Below are 20306 nucleotides of genomic sequence, written 5' to 3'. Positions count from 1 at the left end.
CTGAGCCCGTGCGATTTCCCGCAACGTGTCGTACAACTGGAGCATCAGCGTTTCGCGCGCCTGCTCGTCGCCGGCCCGCATGCGCGCCAGCAATTGCGTCACATCAGGCTGAGCTGTTTTCTGACGGGTAGACATAGACGGGACGGAATGCAGCAGAGTCGACGAGGGGCAAGCCGATCGATCTGTATACGGCGCCGGTGAATGGGCGATCCCGGCCGACCTGAGATCGTATTGCCCTCCATCGGGCGGCATCGTATCCTGTAGCCATGACTCCGTTCGAATACATCCTCCCCCTCGTTTCCGTCCTCGTCGGCCTCGCAGTAGCCGATCTGGCGGTGAGCCTGCACCGATTGCTGCGGGCGCGTTCGCGGGTGGGATGGGACTGGCTTCCGCTGGCCACCGGTCTGCTGGCCGTGCTTCTGGCGCTCGAATTCTGGTGGCGGTTCTACTCGGCCCAGGATAGGCCGCTTTTCGCCACCCTGGGCGGATTCTTGCTGCTCGCCATCCAGCTGGTGCTGCTCTTTCTGTTGAACGCAGCAGCCCTGCCGGACGAGGTGCCGGAGGAAGGACTGGATTTGCACGCGTTTTATCGTCAAAATGCGTCCTACTTCTGGGTCCTGTACGCGGCCTACACGCTGTTCTCCACAATCGTTCGCCTCATTGAATTCCTGCAGAACAACCTGTTTCGCCAGCAATTCGGGCAGGCCCTCGGCGGGTTGATCCCGATGGTGCTCATGATCGCGCTGTTTTTGTACATGGCGTGGCGGCCGCGGCGTACCTTACATGCGATCGTGACCCTGGTCCTGGTGGTGCTCCTCCTCGTCGAGTGGTGGGGCTTGCGTCTCGGTTGACTGCCGGCGCATCTACCCGGACAACGATGCGTAGGGAGAAGAGCGCGATCCTGTTTCATCCGAAGACACCCTGTAGAAGACACCCTGTAGAAGACACCCTGTAGAAGAGACTCCGTACCTATGCTACGCTCAGCCGCCTTGCCTTTTGTGCTACATCGTGAACACAGCGTCGTGAGCCGCAAAGAGGTGATGTCCACAAAGGAACAGCTCCACGGCCTGCTGCATCTGCGGGGCGACAAGATCGTCGTCCAGTGGCGCACGAGCCGGGAGGTGAGTTATGTGGGCCGGGAGATCCGTACGGATCGCGAGCTGGAGCCGCTTCGGGAAGTGGAAGTGCCCCTCACTGGTCTTGCCACGGCGCGCCGGAAACGCATCTGGCGCAAGGGCCTGCCGGCGACGGCGATCCTGCTCACCGCGGCGGATCTTCGCGCCTTCGAGCCGCTGACCGACGAGCAGGGCGTGCCCGGGCTGGTGCTCGAACACCCGGCCGAGATCGTGCTGCAGGTGCGGCGCTCCGACCGCAAGCTGCTGAAGATCTTCATCAGCGAGCTCAACCTCGCGATCAGCGAACAGGCGCTGCTCGCGCTGGAGCGCGAGGCGGAACAGCACATGCTGGAGGAGGCCGACCTGCCTGCCGGCCGGATCACGATGGACGCGCCGGCTTCCGGCGAGCAGTCCGCCCTGCGCGAGGGCCGGGTGCGCGCCTAGGCCGATTCGGTCGGCACCTCGTGGTAGTCCAGCGCCCACTCACGCATGAAACGCACCCGCTCGGGCCGGATGCGGTAGACGATTAGCTGGGGATTCTCGGGCGTACCCAGGTAGCTCCGGAGCAGCGGATTGGCTTCCCAGATGGCGTCGAGCAGGGCCCGGTCGGTCAGCACCTCGGCGACCCCGGTGATGCGCACCTGATCGTGCTCGCTGTCGAGATAACACAGCTCGACATGGGGATTCGCCTCGATCTCGCCGGTCTTGTGGTAGGCGCGCAGGTTCGCCACGTAGACGACGAAGCCGTCGGTGCGGACCGGCGACACGGGTCGGACACGCGGCCGGTCGCCGTCGATCGAGGCGAGCATCGGGAAGCGCGCCCGCTTCATCACGGCGCGCGCTAGTTCGGGGAGGTGTGCCGGATCGATGGGTTCGGGTTGGGGTTTGGCCATGGCTGAACGAGGTTGAAGGATCGGGGACAGGATGCGCGGCGACGCGTCTCAAATGTAATGGAAAACGGAAAAGGTGTTCGGACGTGCACCGATTTTCGTGTACCTTCAGCCATCCATCCGTTTCCATTCACGCCATGCGACTGCTCTGGATTTTTCTCGGCCTGGCCGTCCTGTTTCTGATCCCGTTCCTCATCTGGGGCGGGCAGATCGAAGCCATGTTTTCGCAGGACGGGACCGTCGCGTGGTTGCGCGGCTATGGAGCCTGGGCCTGGATGGCCGGCATCGTGCTCTTGATGTCCGATATTGTGCTTCCGGTTCCCGGGACGGTGGTGATGAGCGCGCTCGGATTCGTGTATGGACCCGTCGCCGGCGGACTCCTGGCGGCGCTGGGCGCGTTCCTGGGCGGGGCGCTCGGGTACGGGCTGTGCCGGCTCCTGGGCCGGAAGGCCGCGTTGCGGCTGCTGGGCGAGGCGGATCTGGAGAAAGGGGAGCGGCTCTTCTCGCATATCGGGGGCTGGCTGGTCGCGTTGTCGCGCTGGTTGCCTCTGTTTCCCGAAGTCATCGCCTGTATGGCCGGCCTCATCCGGATGCCGGCCGGGCTGTTTCACTTTGCGCTGGCCTGCGGGGTGCTGCCGCTCGGGTTTGCGTTCGCGTACATCGGGCACGCCGGCGTGGCGCATCCGTGGCTCGCGATCGGGCTCAGCGCGTTCATTCCGCCGATCCTGTGGCTGGCGGTCCGCCCGATCGTCCGGCGCATGATCGGGGAATCCCCCTGATCGCCACCGCGACGCCACATCAGGATCGGCGCCTCCATGCGGCGTTGCAACAGGTCTGGGAATACTTCATGCCGTTTGAAATCGAAACCGACACCTTACGGATCCGGCCGTGGCGCGAAGCCACCGACCGGCCGGCGTTTTGCGCCATGACGGCCGACCCCGTCATGATGCGCTACATGTCGGACGGCATCCCGTGGTCGGACGCGATGAACGACGAATTCTTTGCGCGGCAGCAGCGGACCCTCGACGCCGCCGGCGTGTGCATGGGCGCCCTCGTCTGGAAGGAGACGGACGAGGTCATCGGCGTCGCCGGGCTGCAGCCGCTGGGGACCACGGGGAATCTGGAAGTCGGCTGGTGGGTCCAGCGGGTGCACCAGGGGAAAGGACTCGCGACGGCTGCCGGCGCCGCGATGGTGCGGTATGCGTTTGAGACGCTGGATCAGCCGTGCGTGAAGGCCATCACGCTGCCCGGCAACCAGGCGTCGCGGCGGGTGATGGAGAAGCTGGGGATGCGGTACGAAGGGGTGGTGACGGGCCGGCAACTCGGGCATCGTCTACCCGAGATCGAGGTGGTGCTCTACGGCATCGAACGGACAGGGGGCCACACCGCGGTGTGACCCCCTGTCCTGAGCTCATTTCCTAGAAATTCGTATTCGCCGCCGAGAAATCCTTCTCTACGATCCAGATGTTGCGGTAGCGGATGTCGTGGCCTTCGGCCTGCAGCTTCAGTCCGCCCGGTGTGTCGGTGATGCCCTTGCCGCCGTCGTTGGCGCCGTCGGTCGCCGAGCAGATGCCGCCCCAGACCTGGTTGATCGGCGTGTTCTCGTGCACCTTCGTGCCGTTGAAATACATCGTCACCATCGCCGGCTCGGTGCGTTTGCCGTTCTGGAACCGGGCCGCGCGGAACTGGATGTCGTAGGCGTTCCATTTCTGGAGGCCGTTGAACAGGTCGTAGTTCGCTTCCTTTTCGTTGATCACGGCCGCCATCCCGTGAAGGCCCCGTTCGCCCTCCACGATCTGGATTTCGTACCGGTTCTGGAGATACACGCCGCTATTTCCCTGGGCGCGTGGTATGAGGAATTCGACGTGCAGGCGGAAGTCGCGATACGCCTTTTTGGTGACGATGTCGGCTTCGCCATATGTGGTCGAGTAGGGTTCCTTCGAGGACAGCACGGTGCCGCCGCCGTCGAACTGGTCCTCGACGATGTTCCATTTGATGGGCAGGGCCGACACGAAGCAGGGGCCCTCCCAGTACGTCCAGTTTTTGTCGAGCGAGTGGCGGGTGCCGTCGAACAGGACCTCCGCGCCGGCCGGCGGCTGGGTGCCGACGCCGGTCTGGGCGCGGACGGAGAGGGGCAGGGTCAGGGCGATCACGAAGGCCCCGATCAGCGGGGTGCGTAGAAGACGCTTCATGGCGAGTCGGGTTGTAGGTTGCCGGTGCATGGGTGGGCAGGACGCCCACGCGCACAGAATACCCCAAAAACGCCAGATTCCAAAAGAATGGGCTTCACCCCAGCAGCGCGAAGGCGATGGCGTCGCAGACGAGGAAGCCGGCGTCGGTGAGCCGAACGCGCGTGCCCTCCATGTGCGTCCACCCCTCCACGCCGAACTGATCGATCAGCACCCCGTGCGAGCCGGCGAGGTCGCGTCCGTAGCGTTCCTTCAGCAGACGCAGATCCAGCCCTTCGCGCGTGCGAAGCCGCAGCATGATATACTCGTCGGCGAGCATGTCCGGCGTGAGCGTCTCTTCCATCGAAACCGGCAGCCGGCCTTCGGCGAGGTCGTCGACATACTGCTTCAGGCTGCGGGCGTTCGACCAGCGGCGCGGGGCGTCCGCATCCCACCAGAATCCGTGCGCGGCGGGTCCCAGCCCCAGGTAGTTGGTGTGCCGCCAGTAGAGCTGGTTGTGCTGCGACCGGTGCCCCGGGCGCGCGAAGCTGGAGACTTCGTAATGTTCGTAGCCGGCGGTTTGCAGCCGGTGCATCGTTTCCCGATACCGCTCAGCCATGGCGTCGTCCGAGACCGGGGTTTCCGCCCTCCGTTCCACGCGATTCCCCAGCGGCGTGTGCGGCTCGACCGTCAGGCTGTAGGTCGAGATGTGCGGCGCTGTCTGTTCGAGGGCGATGTTGAGGTTCGCATGCCAGCGGTCGGGCGGCTGATGCGGCAGGCCGAAGATGAGGTCGATGGAACAGGCATCGAAGCCGGCGCGGCGGGCCATCGGGAGCACCTCGCGCGCCTGTTCGGCCGTGTGCGCGCGGTTCATCCAGGTCAGATCCTCCTCGAAAAACGACTGGATGCCGATCGATAACCGGTCGACGCCGGCGGCGCGGAGGGCGTCGAGATACGCCGGCGTGGCGTCGTCCGGGTTGAGTTCGAGCGTCGTCTCCACGACGGGGCCGGTGTCGAAATGCCGGTGGAGGGCGTCGAGGATTCGAGCGATGGCTGCCGGATCCAGGCGGGAAGGCGTGCCGCCGCCGAAATAGATGGTTTCGATCGGCTCGCGCAACCGGTCCTGTGCGCCATAGATCGCGATTTCACGGCACAACGCGTCGACGAACGGGGCGTGGTCGTGCACGGTGGTGACGAAGTAAAAATCGCAGTACACGCACCGCTGACTGCAAAAAGGGATATGGAGGTAGATGCCGGCCATGTGGTCTCATTCGCGCGTGAGCCTCGTACCCCGCTGGGGGGGAGGGGTTCTGCCCCATGGCGTCTGCATCTTTCGGTAGAACGTGCCGTTAAAGTTACGCTGTAACGCACCCACACAGGCTCGAAACGTCTTCACGGGTTCCTGGCCCGAGCGAAGCGTACGTGAATCCCCATGCCTGTCGCACAATATTTTGCGGCATGGCGAGTTGGATGTACGTGGAAGACGTTATCCGATAACCATCCTCATACCTATGAAAAACCGATACATTCAGCTTCTGTCCGTCGTCCTGGCCGGCCTGCTTGCAAGCCCCGCCCTGGCGCAGACCATGACCTCCGAAACCAGTCAGGCTGCGTTGCCGGCTTTTGGCGGATCGATCGCCGCCGGAGCGGACGAAGTTTTTGTCAGCTCGTCGCGCAGCGGCAGTGCCGCCGGTGAAATCTACCGGTACGCCCGGTCCGCAAACGGCACCTGGGCGGAAGCGGCTCGTCTGAAAGCCTCCAACGGCATGAGCGGCGACAACTTCGGTCGGGCGATGACCCTCGCCGGCGACCGCCTCTTCGTGGGCGCCACGGGCTACCAGTCGACGACCGGCGCCGCGTACGTGTTCGAAAAAAATGCCAGCGGTGAGTGGGCAGAAACCGCGAAGCTTATGCCGGAGGATGCCGCGGAAGGCATCGCGTTCGGGCGGGCGCTGGCCGTGGCCGGCGACTTTGTCGTGATCTCGGCGGCGGGACGCAACAACCAGACTGGCGCGGTCTACGCTTTCAAGAAGGACGGCAACGCCTGGGCGCAGCACTCCGTATTGATGCCGGCCGAAGCGGCCGAAGGTGATCTGTTCGGTCTGACCGCCGCGGCCGAGGGCGACCTGCTCGTCGTCGGCGCGCCGGTGAAAGACAAGGGCAAAGGGGCCGCGTACGTGTTCAAGTACGACGCCGGCACCGACACCTGGGCGGAACAGACGATGCTGACCGTGGAAGGGCTTGAGGATAACGCGCAGTTTGGCGCGTCGCTCGCCGTGATGGGGCCGTATGTGCTCGTCGGCGCCCCGGGCGTCGACGGCTTCACCGGCGCCGTCTACATGTTCGAGAACGACTCCGAGACGGGTGAATGGATGCAGATTCCGACGCTGGTGCCGTTCGACAGCTCGCAGCGGCTCGGCTTTGGCGCTTCGATCGCGACGACGGAGTCCGGCGTGATGGTCGGCGCGCAAGGTGCGGATCGGTTCAGCGGCGTCGTCTACTTCTTCTCGGCCGACATGACGGCCCAGCAGTGGACGGGTGCGATCAAGATCAAGGGTGAAAACACGCAGAGCGGCCATGGCTTCGGCTCGTCCATCGCCGTGAACGGCGCGGTGGCCGCGATCGGTTCGCCCGGCGCCGACAACGGCGAAGGCGTGGCGTCGATTTTCGAGCGGAATGCCGACACCGGCGTCTGGGAAGAAAAGAACGTCTTCTTTGCGGAAATCAAGGGCATGGCGGCCGTCACCGGCGCCAAGGTGGACTGCGCCGAGGGCTCGGCCAACATCTTTGGCTGCCAGAAGGTCGACCTCATGTCCTTCATGCCGATCAAGTCGATCAGCTCCGCCCGCGGTTCGCAGATGAACGACGTGTGGGGATGGACCGACCCGCAGACCGGCAAGGAGTACGTCCTCGCCGGCCGGACCGACGGTTCCGCCTTCATCGATATCAGCGATCCGTCCAACCCGGTGTTCGTGGGCGAACTGCCCAAGACGGAGTCGTCGCCGGCGAGCACCTGGCGTGACATCAAGGTCTACAAGGACCATGCGTTCGTCGTGGCCGACGGCGCGGCCTCCCACGGCATGCAGGTGTTCGATCTGACCCGGCTCCGCAACGTGAAGCCGGCGGACATGCCGGTGACGTTCGAGGAGGATGCGCACTATTCGAACATCCACAGCGCGCACAACATCGTCATCAACGAGGAGAGCGGATTCGCTTACGCGGTCGGCAGCAGCTCGGGCGGCGAGACGTGCGGCGGCGGCCTGCACATCATCGACATCCGCGACCCGCAGAGCCCGACCTTCGCCGGCTGCTTCTCGGACCCGACGACGGGCCGCGCCAGCACCGGCTACTCGCATGACGCGCAGTGCGTGATGTACAAGGGGCCGGACACCGACCACCAGGGCAAGGAAATCTGCTTCGGCTCGAACGAAACGGCCATCAGCATCGCCGACGTGACCGACAAGGCCAACACGGTGGCGCTGTCCCGCGCGACGTATCCGAACGTAGGCTACTCGCACCAGGGCTGGCTGACGGAAGATCAGCGGTACTTCTACATGAACGACGAACTCGACGAGATGAGCGGCAACGTGACGCACACGCGCACGCTCATCTGGGACGTCCAGGACCTCGACGATCCCCAGCTCGTGAAGGAGTTCATGCTCTCGACGGAGTCGATCGACCACAACCTGTACGTGAAGGGCAACTTCATGTACCAGGCCAACTACACGAGCGGTCTCCGTATCCTCGACATCACGGATGTCGAGAACCCGGTCGAGTGGGGCTTCTTCGACACCACGCCGAACGAAGAAGGCATCAGCTTCGGCGGGGCATGGAGCACCTACCCGTATTTCAAGAGCGGCGTGCTCCCGGTAACCAGCATCGGTGAAGGGCTCTTCCTGCTCAAGAAACGCGACCTCGACATCTAAGCACGTCGCCGCATGCTTCGCGCGTTCCACGTTCCGGGAGCAACTACGCCTCCGGAACGTGGAACGCTTTTCATATGAGGACTCCCATGATCCAGCGCACTTCTACCCTGATCGCGGGGCTAACGTTGGCCCTGCTGTTTGTCGTCTCTTCCGCGTGCGGCAGCACGGCACGGTTGATCGATCCCGCCGGCGAGGCCGCGGTGTCGGTCCGGGCCGGCCAGTTGATCTACATCTGCAACCAGTCCAGCGCCTCGGTGTCGATCGTCGACGCGACCACGCTGGAGCTGGTCGAAACCGTCGACCTGACGAAATTCGGCGTCGATAAAAACGCCAAGCCCCACCACATCGCCGTCGAGCCGGACGGGTCGTTCTGGTATGTCTCCCTGATCGGGGCGAACCGGGTGTTCAAGCTGAACCGGGAGAACGAACTCGTCGGTCAGGCCGAGTTCGAAGCGCCGGGTCTCCTCGCGCTGCACCCTACGCGCGACCTGCTCTTCGTAGGCCGGTCGATGATGGCCGTGAACCCGCCGCAGCGCATCGGCATGATCACCCGATCGGACATGGCGATCGAGGAAGTCGATGTCTTTTTCCCGCGCCCGCACGCCATCGTGATCGATCCGCGAGGCGAGTATGTTTTTGTGGGAAGCCTCGCTGAAAACCGTTTCCTGAGCTACAACATCGATACGGAAGCCATCGAACTGTATAACGTCGACGGTCCGATCAACACCTTCGTCCAGTTCGCCATCTCTCCGGATGCGCATACGCTCGTAGTCGGCGGCCAGATGACGGGCAAGGTGTTCATCTACGACATCACCCGGGTGCCCGCGATCCAGCTCGTCGAGACGCTGGACGTCAAAGCCGCGCCCTGGCACCCCGTGTTTTCGCCCGACAACCGGTATGTGTATCTGGGCAACAAGATGGCGAACACGATCTCCGTGATCGACATGCAGACGCGCAAGGTGGCGAAGCTGATCGAAGGCGAGGGCATTTCGCAGCCCCACGGCAGCGCGCTCTCGGCCGACGGCCGCTATCTGTTCGTTTCGAACAGCAACCTCCCTGGCGGCGGTCAGGCCATGATGAAGATGATGGCCCCGGGCGGCGGCGGCCACGATGCCCACGCCGGCCACGCCATGGAGCCTGAAAAAGAAGAGCCCGGCACCCTCGTCGTCATCGATACGAAGACCGACGAGATCGTGAAGGTCATCCCGCTCAACCTCTACCCCTCGGGTATGGGCACCAACGCCCGCTAAGTCGCCCGCACGATCGATGAAGGTATTCCCCGTCATTCTGCTGGGGTGCGCGAGCGCGCTCCTCGCGTCCTGCGCAACGCCTTCGTCGGTATCGACGGGTTCAGAACCCGCGCGCGCGGCGTCGGGCCCGGCTGCTTCCGCCATGCCGGCGTTTGAACGCGATGTCTTTGCCTTCGACGTTCGCGACGGCGCCGGCCGGCGGTACGACCATCCGTTCCTGGGTGGCCTCAACGTGCCGCGTCCCCAGTTTCATGACATCGACGGGGACGGCGACGACGACCTCTTCCTCCAGAATGTCACCGGTCAGGTGATGTTTTTCGAGCAGGTCGGCACCCGCGCCGCGCCGGAGCTGAAGTGGCGGACGGACCGCTTCATGGATCTCGACATCGGTGAGTGGAGCCGGTTCGTGGATATCGATGCCGATGGCGACTTCGACATCCTGGCTGAGCGGCCGTTCAGCTACATGCAGCTCTACCACAATACCGGGACGGCGGAGCGGCCGGTCTTCGTGGCCAACTCGGACACCGTGCGCGACGCCGCCGGCACCCCGATCTTTGCGGATCGGCAGAACATCCCCAACTTCACCGACATCGACTGCGACGGCACACTCGATCTGTTCATCGGGCGCGTCGAAGGCACGGTGATGCACTACGAAAGCGCCAGCCCCCGCAACGCCACGCTCCCGCGTTTTAACCTGCTCGACGAACGGTTCGAGGGCATCGAGATCATCGGCCAGTTCGTGGGCAGCAACCGGCACGGCGCCAACACCCTCGCGTTTCACGATTACGACGGCGACGGTGATCAGGACCTGTTCTGGGGCGACTTTTTCGAGCCCGGCCTGCTGCTCATCGAAAATACCGGCACCTGCGCGACGCCGTACCTCCGCAACGATCCCCAGCCTTTCCCGATCGGCAATCCGCTGCTGACCACCGGCTACAATGCGCCGGCGTTCACCGATTACGATCACGACGGCGACAAGGACCTGGTCGTGGGCGTGCTCGGGGGCGCGTTTAATCCCAACCGGACCGCCGCGGACAATCTGTATTACCTCGAACGCGGGGCGGACGGCGGGTATACCGTGCGCACCCGTCGGTTTATCGGTAGCGTGGACGTCGGGCTGGAAAGCATCCCGTCGTTTGTGGATATGGATGGCGACGGGGATCAGGATCTCGTACTGACGAACAAGATCGATCCGTCGACCGTTGAGACCGCCTTCGCATACTATTTCGAGAACCGGGGATCGGCGACCACGCCGGCGTTCCAGCTGGCCGACACGCTTTCGCTCGCGGCGATGTACCATCCGGCCCCCGTGTTCGCCGATCTGGACCGCGACGGCGATCAGGACATGCTGCTCGGGACGTGGTTCAAGGGGATGCAGCTCTACTGGAACCAGGGCACGGTATCCGCGCCGGACTTCGTTCTGGATGAGCTCGCTACCATCAAGCTCTCGCGCGGCAGCAACAGCACGCCGGCCCTGGCGGACATGGACGGTGACGGCGATCTGGACCTGTTCGCCGGCGAGGCGTCGGGCACGATCAACTACTACCGGAACGACGGCACGCCGCAAAAGCCGTCGTTCGCCCTCGTATCCGACGAGTTCGGCGACATCGACGCCGGCCGGCGCAGCGCCCCGGTCGTGCTGGACTACGACGGCGACGGCGATATCGACCTGATCGTCGGTCGGGAGAAAGGCGGCCTGCTGTTTTTCCGCAACATAGGCACCCCCGAGCAGATGGAATTCGCGCCGGAAGAGGTGCTGCCCATGCCCATGCCGGCGCTCGCGGCGCCCGCCTTCGTCGACATCGACGCCGACGGGGATACGGATTTGTTCGTCGGCGGCGACAGCGGCGGGCTGCTGTTTTTCCGTAACACGCAGCGCCGCTGACGCGACGCGGCGTTACCGGCGCAGGCCGGCCGCGGAGGCTTCGTCGAGGAACAGCGCGCAGCGGGGATGCTGCTGGAGGATCGACGCCGGCACTTCGGGCGTCACCGGCCCCTCCACGGTCGCGCGCACGGCGTCGGCCTTGCGCGCCTCAGGCACCGTGCATACGATGGCCCGGCTTTGCATGATGCGATGGACCGACATGGATACCGCGGTCCGTGGCACGGCATCCAGCGTCTCGAACCAGCCCTCGCCCAGCTGCTGCCGCCGGCACGCCTCATCCAGCGCGACCACATGATAGGGAGCCGTCGTCACGAAGTCGGCCGGCGGGTCGTTGAAAGCGAGGTGCCCGTTTTCGCCGATCCCGACAAACGCCACATCGACGTGCAGAGGTTGGATCAGTGCGGACAGGCGTCGTGCCTCGGCCTCGGCGTCCGTCTCGGCATCGATATAATGGAACGCCCGCATCGGTGTGGGCAGGCGACGCACGAATCGGTCCCAGAGGTAGCGGCGGAACGAGGCGGGGTGTTCGATGGAGAGGCCGGCGTATTCGTCCAGATGGAAGGCCGTCACGCGATGCCACGGGATGTCGGGGGCGCGGGTCAGCGCATCGAGCAGCTCGAACTGCGAGGCGCCGGTGGCGAGCACGATCGTCGCCTCGCCGGCGTGCTCGACGGCTTCGCGGAGCATGGCGGCGCCGGCTTGCGCGGCCGAGAGACCGCACCGGGCTTTATCGGGAGAAACCGTTATCTGCATGGCCCAACATACAAAAACCCCCTGCACGTGCGGGAACGCGCAGGGGGTTTTCTTTATGGGTCATTGTGTGTTGTCGTTCAGGGCAACATCGTTTTGGCGGGGCACGCCGTGTCGCTCAGGTTGGAATCCCAACAAGCCTGAACGCCGCCATTAAAGTTGGTCGCGGTGATCGACCCCGACTGGTCCGATCCATTCCAGAGCACCAGATGCCGCACGCCGGAGCCCACCTGCTGCCAGTCGAACGTGCGCTCGTCGCCCGATTCCGTGTATTCGACGGAGTCGCCGGCGTTGACTTCGGCCGAAGCCGGGATGGTGAAGGTGATCGACTTCTCGGTGTCGCTCGTGATCTCGTACGAAGCGCTCAGCACATTCGTCGAGGTCCCGTCCACCGGGTAATACAGCTCCCAGGAGCCCGAAGCCCCGTTGTCGGTCGTGCGGCCGGTAAACAGCTCGAAGTCTTCGAGGGGCGTGGACGAACTCGGGTCGTTCATGGTCACGCGCATGCTCCAGTCCGTGCCGTCGTCGCGCCGGGAGCCGGTGAGGCTGTAGGCTGCGGAGACGCCGCTGGCGGTGACCGAGGACGACCAGACCCACGAGCCGTCGTCCGCCGTCGGGTCGGTCTGGATGGCCGAATTCGTCAGTGCGACGGGGATCACGAGGTTGGCGCTCAGGACGAGCGACACCGGCCAGACGCGCAGGGCGGCGGCGGTGAAGTTGAGGCCGGCCGCTTGTTTCGGGGCGAGGGTCTGGTTAAAAAGTTCGGTTTGGAGGGTGAAGGCCTCGAGCGGGAAAACGTCCGGCGCCGTGGTGTTGTCGTCTTCGTTGCTGTCGCATCCGGCGGATGCGACGAAAAGGAGGGCGATCAGGATGTATGTAAAACGATGGGTAGGTAGTTTCAGCATGGGTTGTGATGGGGTGATGGTGAAAGGGTGGATTGAGTTAGCCTCCACTATCGGATACGGACGCTTTCAAAACGCGTGCCGCCGGCATACCCGATGCCGGAAGCGGCGGAATGCGGGCCGCCGCAGGGCAGCCGGACGCTCGTCTCTTTTTGAGACGAAGCCATGGCGCGCGTTCCGGTATGCAAGAGCGCGGTTGATGTTTCGCACCCCCTGATCTACCTTCCGGGACGCAACGCGCACGTCCTCCACCGTACAACGAACCGAACCCTCCCTTGCGTATGTCCTCGATGCTGCCCGACGGTATCCACGCGGCATGTCTGACGCCGCAGACGCCTGACCGCCAGGTCGACCACGAACGGCTTGCGGCCCATGCGCGCTGGTTGCTCGCGAACGGGTGCGACGGGCTCGCCATCCTGGGCACGACCGGCGAGGCGAACTGCTTCACGGTGGATGAGCGCAAGGCGCTGCTCGAAAAGCTGCTGGCATCGGGGGCGCCGGCCGATCGCATCCTGCTCGGCGTCGGATGCTGCGCGCTGCCGGACACGGTGGCGCTGTCCCGGCATGCGCTGGCGCACGGGGTCCACAATCTGCTGGTGCTGCCGCCGTTTTACTACAAAAAGGTGCGCGATGAAGGCCTCATCGCCAGCTTCGACGAGATCATCCAGCAGATCGGCGCGGATGCGCCACGCCTCTTTCTGTATCATTTCCCCCAGATGACGGGCGTTCCGTTTACCCTGCCGGTGATCGAGAAGCTGCGGGCCGCGTATCCCGCGTGCATTGAAGGGATCAAGGACTCCGGAGGCGATTTCGCGAACATGCAGGCGACGCTGAAGGCCTTTCCGGGCTTTCGGGTATTCGCCGGCACGGAGCGTTTCTTGCTCGATCTGCTGCGCGCGGGCGGGGCCGGCTGCATCTCCGCCACCGTCAACGTTACGGCCGCCCAGGCTGCCGAGGTGTACGCGTCACGCAACGCCCCGTACGTCGATGCCCTCCAGCAACGGCTCACGGCGGCCCGGCAGGCGGTCGAAGCCTACCCCATGATTCCCGCCCTGAAGTTCTTGACGGAGCGGCGCACCGGCGACGCCGGCTGGCGTACGATGCGGCCACCGCTCGCGCCGCTTCGTGACGAAGAGAAACAGGCGCTGATGGATGCCGTCAATGCCCTGAGCCCGACCGCTGCCTGATCATGCAACCTGCACCCGATCTCCTCAAACTGCTCCCCATCCTGCGGCTCGCGATGACCGCCATGGTCGTCTTCGTCGGCGGGGTCAGCTGGTACCTGGTCGATAGCGAACAGCTGAAGCCGATTTTTCCGGCCGACCATCCTGCCATGGTGGGCTACTTCGGCGTGGTGACGCTGGTGATGGTCGGCGCCATCCTGTATTTCAAGCGGAAGCGGGAGGCGACGAAATCGCGCGCCCGGTACGCCAGCTTCACCCTGATCGGCTGGAGCGCGGCGGAAGGGATCGCTGTGATGGGGGCGATCTTTTATCTGGTCACGGGCAATCCCACGTATTACCTCGCCGGCTTTCTGCTGCTGTTGAGCGCCTTTCTGATGGTGCCGGCGGGGGACGGAACCGGAACCGACGTGCTTTCCTAGATCGCCGGCAGCCGGCGACACGTGTCACCAATGTGTGGCAAAGACGCGTTTTTTTAACATATCCTTGTATTGCGCCGATTCTATAGTGATCTTTCAGTGCTTTTCTCAGGCATCACAACTCTTTTCTACACCTCACGCAGTGTTTTCGCGTTGATGCACGACGCAGACCAAACGGAGTAGAAGCGAGAGGCGTCGAAAAGCACGACGAAGCGCAAGCCGCCCATCTCATCCCCCCGTTACCCCGGGATGCGACGCAAGCGCCAGCCGACGGAGCCGCATAGGAAGTACCGGATTATGCGGACGGCTACGTCTGGAGCGATTGGTTATCGAGACGCCTTGGCACTTCTGTAGGGTTGCGCACCGTAACGACGTATACCAGGGGCACACGCCCAGCTGGCTTCCAAACACTGCCGGAAGCAAGACCACCAGGATATGGAACAGCATGCTAATTACCCGCAACCGTCACCGGTTATCCGCACCATGATCAGCGAAGAAATGATTCCCGTACAGCACCCGGATGTCCTCGCGCAGGGTGTTCTCGAAGAAATGGTGCTGTACGACGGCGACTCGGAAATGGGCTATTCCCTGAATGCGTCGGCCAAGGCGATCTGGGATTGCTGCGACGGCTCACGCACCGTCCAGCAGATCTGCAACGATCTGAGCTCCACGTTCGAAGTACCACCCGACCTTCTCATCGAAGACGTCCGCCTCGCGTTGCGTCAGTTGCTGACCCTGGGTCTCATCCAGGACAAGCGCGCGCACATCGGCAAGGCCGAGGGCGTCGTCTGAAACCGGAACATGCAGACGCTTTTCGTCTCGTTTGGTAATCAGGAAGTCGCGGTGTCGGGGGAGGCCGAGGAAGTTCTCGTCCCCCTGGCCCACAACTTCCGCGAACTGCTCGTCCCGGCCCCCCTGGATCTGCTGGACACCCTTACGGTGCGGCGCGAGGGGGGTGGCTACATCGTGGATGGCGCCGATCAGTTCGGCGACCACGACGGCTCGCTGCACAGCACGCTGCAGTGCCTCAAGTTCGAGATCGTGTTCCGGTTCGTGCGCGAGCACCCGGACCTCCTCTGGCTCCACGCCGGCGCCGCCTCGAAACAAGGCACCGCGGTGGTGATGTGCGGGACCTGGGGGCGCGGCAAGAGCACCCTCGTGTCCAACCTCTGCATGCGCGGCTGGTCCTATCTGTCGGACGATATCGTGCCGGTTTCCCTGCAAACGGGCGAACTGGTGCCGTTTCCGCTGACGCCCCAGATGCGCGAGCACGCCACGACGCAGGACGAACGGCTGCTGAGCCCCGAAGAGGTGTCACAGCTCCAGAAGCGGACCATCGAACTGGCGGAAGGCCAGATCGACACCGGCCGCTGCGCCATCGCCGCGCTGATCTTTCCGCAGTATAGTCCGGAAGCGGACATGCGCCTCGTCCGCACCGCGCCGGCCTCGGCGACCCTCGAGCTACTCCAGAACTGCCTCAACCTCAAGATGCATCGCGGCGAAGCCGTGCGCTACCTCGGGCAGCTCATCGAGCGGACGCCGGCGTTTCATCTCCCCTATCGCCACGGCGAAGAAGCCGCCGAGCTCATCATCGACACCCACGCGCAGGGGTTTCCGTTTTAGGGCGCACGGTTCGGCGGGCAAGGATCGAGGACAGCCGGGGTTGAACCCACGGTTTGTCCTGACCACGTCTTTTTTTACTGTCCTCGTGGCACGAGCCACAGCGCGGTCTGCCGGCCGTCGATGTACCGCACCGCCGCGCCGTCGAAAAACGCGTCTTCTTCCAGCATCACCCGCACGTCCTTGCTCCACTCGGGGATAGCCACGGTCGTGTTCAGCTCGATCGAATAGGCCGTGTTCGGATGGAGGGGGAAATCGCCCGTACCCGGCACGCCGCCCTGGCTGTCCCACATCCCGATCGCCGGCCCCGCGGCATGACCGTGGTAGCCGATGGGGTGGGTATAGATGGACGGACGCAGGCCCTCGGCCGTCGCCTGCGCGCGGGCGGCCGCCAGCATGGCGTTGCCGGTGCGGCCGGTCTTGAACTGCGCGGTAAGGATATCCTGCAGCCGGTTGCCGGCGGCCAGCGCCGCCTTCAGGCCGGCGGGGGCGTCGGACTCGCCGGGCTTCAGAATGTACGCATGCTGCTGCGTGTCGGTGTTGAGCCGCAGGTACGTGATGCCGAAGTCGACATGGACCAGATCGCCGGGCAGGATCGTCGTTTCGCCCGGGCGCGACGAAAAGTCGCTGCGAGAGTCGGGCTCCTCGGCGCGCTGGACGGACACGCTCGGGTGGAACCACGTCGTCAGCCCGAGCGACCGGATCCGCTCGCGAAACCACCATTCCAGGTCGACCGTCGTGGTCACCCCAGGCTGAATGGCGCGCTCGGACAGCCCTTCGGCGATGATCGCGTGGGCAATGCGCACGATCATCGGGTAGATATGCATCTCCTGCTCCGTCCGCGTTTCCAGCCAGCCGACGGCCAGGTTCTCGGCCGAGACGATCCGCCCGCGGAAGGCGGCCGGCAACGCGGCGGTCAGCGCCTCGAACTCGGTATCGGTCATCCCGTCCGCGTGCGCGAAGGTAGACGACCGGTTGACGGCGATCTGGCGGGGGTTGCGTTCGCCGATGAGGTCGGCCAGCCGCTTCCACTGATCCGGCTCGTCTTCTGGCGACCACGACCCCGGAAAGGCGTCGCCCACCGCGTAGCGGGATACGGCCAGCCGCTCCACGCCGGCCTCGCCGCGGTCGAAAAAGAGGAGGATCGTCCGCCGGCGGGCCGCGAGCCACGTGGCCGGCAGCATCGTCTCGATCACCGGATCCTCGTTATACTCCCGCGCCACGATCACCCACATGTCGATCCCCTCGCGACGCATCAGCATCGGCACGACGGTCTCCAGGCGATCTTTCAACAGCCGGTCCATCACCTCCGCCTGCTCTCGCAGCGGGAGGACGGTTGGCATCAGCGTCTGGCCGTGAAGCGCGGTCGGGATCAGGAATAAGGCCACAAAAAGGGTAATTCGAACCATGACGAGGGATGAACGATGAGTGCGTGCCGATTAGGCGCTGTCTGAAAAATCTTTCAGACCGAAACGTATCCTGAACGTGATTCAGGATGCAAAGCTGTAATGACCAACCAATGACCAGTCTCCACCGACCGCGGCCGCAGGCCGCTCAATCGTACCGCTGCTCCGGCGGGCGGATCGCCAGGGAATCGGGGATGGCGTTGTTCTGAAGTTTCGGATTGACGACCGAGACGAGCGGCATGTCGAGCGCCGTCCAGTATTCGCCCAGGGCCTGGATGAGGAACTCCTGCTGGAGCTCGACCATATCGGGGTCGAAGCGTCCGAGGTGGTCGAGGTGTCCCTGGATCTCGAGGTAGAGGACGCGCGGCCATTCGGGGAATTTCTCGTTGGCCTGGCGCAGCAGCGCGAACAGATCCTGCGATGCCCGATCGAAATCGTGGTCGGCCTCGACGATGTGGTACACCGAGACGGTGTTGTCGAAGCTCATCCAGATGCCCGGTGCGTCGGGTTTGTTGTATTCGGGGATGATGGGCGGTTCCATGGCGCTGGAGTCGGTTTAAAGGTGTTCCTCCAACGCGATGCCGGCGACTTAGGTTCAGCCGGCCACGTCGCTTTCGGCCGCGAACGGAAAGCGCATCGTCACCGTCGTCCCCGAGCCCTTGCGGCTATCGATCGCGATGGTGGCGCCCATCGACTCGATGAGCCGTTTTGTGATGGCCAGGCCGAGGCCGGTGCCTTCGTACGGACGCGTGATGCCGGTGACCTCCTGGCGGAATTCGCGGAAGAGATACGGCAGAAACTCCTTGCCGATGCCCACGCCGGAGTCCTCGATGGTCAGTTCGACGGCGTCTTCGCGCGGCGCGATGGTGATCTGGATCGCGCCTTTACGGGTGAATTTGATCGCGTTGCTCAGCACATGGCGGAGCGCGCGCGCCGAGGCGTCGGCGTCGATCCGGACGTAGGTCTCCGCCGCCGGCGTGTGAAAATGCCAGTGCAATCCCTTGGCCACGGCCGTCTCCCGGTAGGGGGTGGCGATGGCCTTCACATGCGCGCCCAGATCGACCGTTTCGAGGTTGAGCGGAAGCAGGTGGTCTTCCAGCTGCGCCAGATCGAGGACGGCCCCGAGCGTGTTGAGCAGGCGCGACGCGCTTTCCTCGATGAGGCGGGCGAACCGGCGATGCGTGTCGTTTTCCTGGAGCGCGAGCAGCTCCGCGAAGCCGAGGATCGAGGTGAGCGGCGTGCGGATCTCGTGGCTCATCGTGGCCAGGATGGTCGATTTGATCTGGTCGATGGCCGGCTGGGTCCAGTCTTCCGCCGGCCCGTCTTGGGCGGTGCGCATCACCCCGAGGTAGCGGCGGAGGTTCGTCTTGGGGTCGTGCTCGACGAGCTGCACGGCATGCTGCATCGTGCGGAGGCTGCCGTCGGGCAGGCGCAGGCGGAGCATCAGCGTGGCCGATGCGTTGAGCGCCAGCGCGCCATAGGTGGATAACGTGGCGTAGCTGTCTTCCGGGTGCAGGACATCCGTCCATCGGAACGGACGCCCCGGATCGAACGGGATGCCGGTGGTTGCGGTGAACGCGTCGGAGACGCGCTGGAGCCAGCAGGTGCCGTCGCCTTCCTGTGCGATGGAGAACGAGCAGGCCGATGACAGGCTGGCGACGAGCCGGCTGCAGGCGGACTGTTCGCGGTTCGATTGTTCCAGTCGGCGCAGGGCAGTGACATCCTGCGCCATGAACGCGCAGGCCTGGATGTTGCCCGAGGGATCGTAGACCGGGAGGAGACGGCAATAGAGCCGGCGAAAGCTGCCGCGTTTCGTGCGAAGTTTGAGGTCGAGCCCGGAGATCCGGCGCCGGTTGAAGACGCGGCTGATGATCGTGTCGAAATCGCCGGCCTCGGGCTCGTCGACCAGCAGCGGGCCGATCTGCCGGCCGATCACTTCCTCATCCGCGAACCCGAACGAGTCCATGCAGGCCTGATTCCAGCTCAGGATCATGCCGTCGGCATCGACGGTGAAGAGCGGGATGGGGAGCCCGGTGGTCATCCGTTCGTACAGGGCTTCGCTCTGGACCAGCCGGCTTTCGCTCAGGCGCAGCGCTTCTTCCTGGATGCGGAGCCGATGGTGCGTGCTCAGTTCGCTGACCCCGATCGATGCCATATCGTGCAACAGCTTGATGTGGCCGCTGGAGAATGATCTGGGCACGCGATCGACGACGCACAACATCCCTACCGGGTGGCCCGAGGCGTCGATCATCGGCGCGCCGGCGAAGAAGCGGATGCCGGCGTTGGTCACCCACACGTCGTTGCCGAAGGCCGGGTCGAGATCGGTGTCCGGCACGATGAGCGCCTTACCCGGCGTAACCAGCGCCGGCGACAGGAAGCCGCTCTCCTGATAGGCGGCCAGGTCGATGCCGTAGCACGCCATGAGCTGCAGGAGTTCGTCCTTTTCATAGAGCGCCACGTAGGCCCCCGGCGCGCTGAACATGTGCGCGACGGTCATCGCCAGCCGGCGAACGGACTGCACAATGCGTTCGTCGCGCCGATCAAAATAGAACGGCATAGCCGGCAGGTCGCGGCTCGTCGTGAGTGCGGAGCGCCACATAGGCGTGGGGTGATCGAAGATGCGTAGCAGGGACGCAATCGGACCGGCGTCAGATGGGGACGTTCGCCGGGAGAGAGGGCGCGAGCGCGTCGGGATAGCTCCTAGTATATGGGCATCCGCTTATTTTCGATCATTCTTTCGTGGCGCCATTTCGTCGCTTTTGGCGCATATCGGGGGCGCTTTTGACCTGAGTGT

The 20306-nt window shown here is 64.3% G+C and carries 19 protein-coding genes; 11 read left to right on the top strand and 8 right to left on the bottom strand.

Annotation, left to right across the window (positions count from 1 at the left end):
* Positions 1-266: 266 nt before the first annotated feature.
* Together R2834_22145 and R2834_22140 are read left to right on the top strand one after the other, a co-directional pair.
* Positions 267-851, top strand: coding sequence for a hypothetical protein (locus tag R2834_22145; GenBank protein MEZ4703049.1), 585 nt, complete (start codon positions 267-269; stop codon positions 849-851).
* A 189-nt stretch (positions 852-1040) separates the two neighbouring features.
* Entirely contained in the window at positions 1041-1559 is a 519-nt protein-coding gene (locus R2834_22140; GenBank protein ID MEZ4703048.1) for a hypothetical protein, read from the top strand.
* Here the strand turns inward: R2834_22140 and R2834_22135 are convergent.
* Positions 1556-2008 (bottom strand): pyridoxamine 5'-phosphate oxidase family protein, encoded by a 453-nt coding sequence (locus R2834_22135; protein ID MEZ4703047.1) that lies wholly within the window; start codon positions 2006-2008, stop codon positions 1556-1558. The genes R2834_22140 and R2834_22135 overlap by 4 nt on opposite strands.
* 134 nt (positions 2009-2142) lie before the next feature.
* Here R2834_22135 and R2834_22130 point away from each other — a divergent pair, with 134 nt between their 5' ends.
* A complete protein-coding gene (locus R2834_22130) occupies positions 2143-2784 on the top strand; it encodes a VTT domain-containing protein (GenBank protein ID MEZ4703046.1) in 642 nt (213 codons plus the stop codon).
* 68 nt (positions 2785-2852) lie between these two features.
* On the top strand, positions 2853-3401 hold the full coding sequence (locus R2834_22125) for a GNAT family N-acetyltransferase (protein ID MEZ4703045.1): 549 nt from the start codon (positions 2853-2855) through the stop codon (positions 3399-3401).
* 22 nt (positions 3402-3423) lie between these two features.
* Here R2834_22125 and R2834_22120 read toward each other — a convergent pair whose 3' ends face one another.
* The gene (locus R2834_22120) at positions 3424-4197 is read right to left on the bottom strand and encodes a DUF1080 domain-containing protein (GenBank protein ID MEZ4703044.1); all 774 of its coding nucleotides are present in this window, start codon (positions 4195-4197) and stop codon (positions 3424-3426) included.
* A gap of 94 nt (positions 4198-4291) precedes the next feature.
* The gene (gene hemW / locus R2834_22115; protein MEZ4703043.1) at positions 4292-5434 is read right to left on the bottom strand and encodes a radical SAM family heme chaperone HemW; all 1143 of its coding nucleotides are present in this window, start codon (positions 5432-5434) and stop codon (positions 4292-4294) included.
* Between the two features lie 250 nt (positions 5435-5684).
* On the opposite strand from hemW, the gene R2834_22110 reads away from it, so the two are divergent.
* The 3 genes from R2834_22110 (at position 5685) to R2834_22100 (ending at position 11234) form a co-directional block, all read left to right on the top strand.
* Entirely contained in the window at positions 5685-8099 is a 2415-nt protein-coding gene (locus R2834_22110) for a choice-of-anchor B family protein (GenBank protein ID MEZ4703042.1), read from the top strand.
* Between the two features lie 86 nt (positions 8100-8185).
* On the top strand, positions 8186-9349 hold the full coding sequence (locus R2834_22105) for a YncE family protein (GenBank protein ID MEZ4703041.1): 1164 nt from the start codon (positions 8186-8188) through the stop codon (positions 9347-9349).
* Between the two features lie 16 nt (positions 9350-9365).
* On the top strand, positions 9366-11234 hold the full coding sequence (locus R2834_22100; protein MEZ4703040.1) for a VCBS repeat-containing protein: 1869 nt from the start codon (positions 9366-9368) through the stop codon (positions 11232-11234).
* A 12-nt stretch (positions 11235-11246) separates the two neighbouring features.
* On the opposite strand, the gene R2834_22095 is transcribed toward R2834_22100, so the two are convergent.
* Both R2834_22095 and R2834_22090 read right to left on the bottom strand, forming a co-directional pair.
* Positions 11247-11987 carry a glucosamine-6-phosphate deaminase gene (locus R2834_22095; GenBank protein ID MEZ4703039.1) on the bottom strand — a complete coding sequence of 247 codons (741 nt, stop codon included), beginning with the start codon at positions 11985-11987 and terminating at the stop codon, positions 11247-11249.
* Positions 11988-12064: 77 nt separating this feature from the next.
* Positions 12065-12889, bottom strand: coding sequence for a hypothetical protein (locus R2834_22090; protein ID MEZ4703038.1), 825 nt, complete (start codon positions 12887-12889; stop codon positions 12065-12067).
* A 278-nt stretch (positions 12890-13167) separates the two neighbouring features.
* On the opposite strand from R2834_22090, the gene R2834_22085 reads away from it, so the two are divergent.
* From R2834_22085 to R2834_22070, 4 genes are all read left to right on the top strand, one after another.
* The gene (locus tag R2834_22085; protein MEZ4703037.1) at positions 13168-14073 is read left to right on the top strand and encodes a dihydrodipicolinate synthase family protein; all 906 of its coding nucleotides are present in this window, start codon (positions 13168-13170) and stop codon (positions 14071-14073) included.
* Between the two features lie 2 nt (positions 14074-14075).
* On the top strand, positions 14076-14489 hold the full coding sequence (locus tag R2834_22080) for a hypothetical protein (protein MEZ4703036.1): 414 nt from the start codon (positions 14076-14078) through the stop codon (positions 14487-14489).
* A gap of 480 nt (positions 14490-14969) precedes the next feature.
* Positions 14970-15278 carry a PqqD family protein gene (locus R2834_22075; protein MEZ4703035.1) on the top strand — a complete coding sequence of 103 codons (309 nt, stop codon included), beginning with the start codon at positions 14970-14972 and terminating at the stop codon, positions 15276-15278.
* A gap of 9 nt (positions 15279-15287) precedes the next feature.
* Complete coding sequence (locus R2834_22070) at positions 15288-16109, top strand: hypothetical protein (protein MEZ4703034.1); 822 nt, start codon at positions 15288-15290, stop codon at positions 16107-16109.
* A 74-nt stretch (positions 16110-16183) separates the two neighbouring features.
* Here the strand turns inward: R2834_22070 and R2834_22065 are convergent, their stop codons facing one another.
* The 3 genes from R2834_22065 to R2834_22055 all read right to left on the bottom strand — a co-directional run bounded on the left by R2834_22065 (position 16184) and on the right by R2834_22055 (position 20111).
* Entirely contained in the window at positions 16184-17515 is a 1332-nt protein-coding gene (locus R2834_22065; GenBank protein MEZ4703033.1) for a M24 family metallopeptidase, read from the bottom strand.
* 145 nt (positions 17516-17660) lie between these two features.
* Positions 17661-18053, bottom strand: coding sequence for a hypothetical protein (locus R2834_22060; GenBank protein MEZ4703032.1), 393 nt, complete (start codon positions 18051-18053; stop codon positions 17661-17663).
* Between the two features lie 54 nt (positions 18054-18107).
* Complete coding sequence (locus tag R2834_22055; protein MEZ4703031.1) at positions 18108-20111, bottom strand: ATP-binding protein; 2004 nt, start codon at positions 20109-20111, stop codon at positions 18108-18110.
* Positions 20112-20306: the final 195 nt, after the last annotated feature.

This window comes from Rhodothermales bacterium (assembly GCA_041391505.1).
Taxonomy (GTDB): Bacteria; Bacteroidota; Rhodothermia; order Rhodothermales; family JAHQVL01; genus JAWKNW01.
Note: the sequence above shows the minus strand (reverse complement) of the source record. Positions and strands in the feature narration are given on the sequence as shown.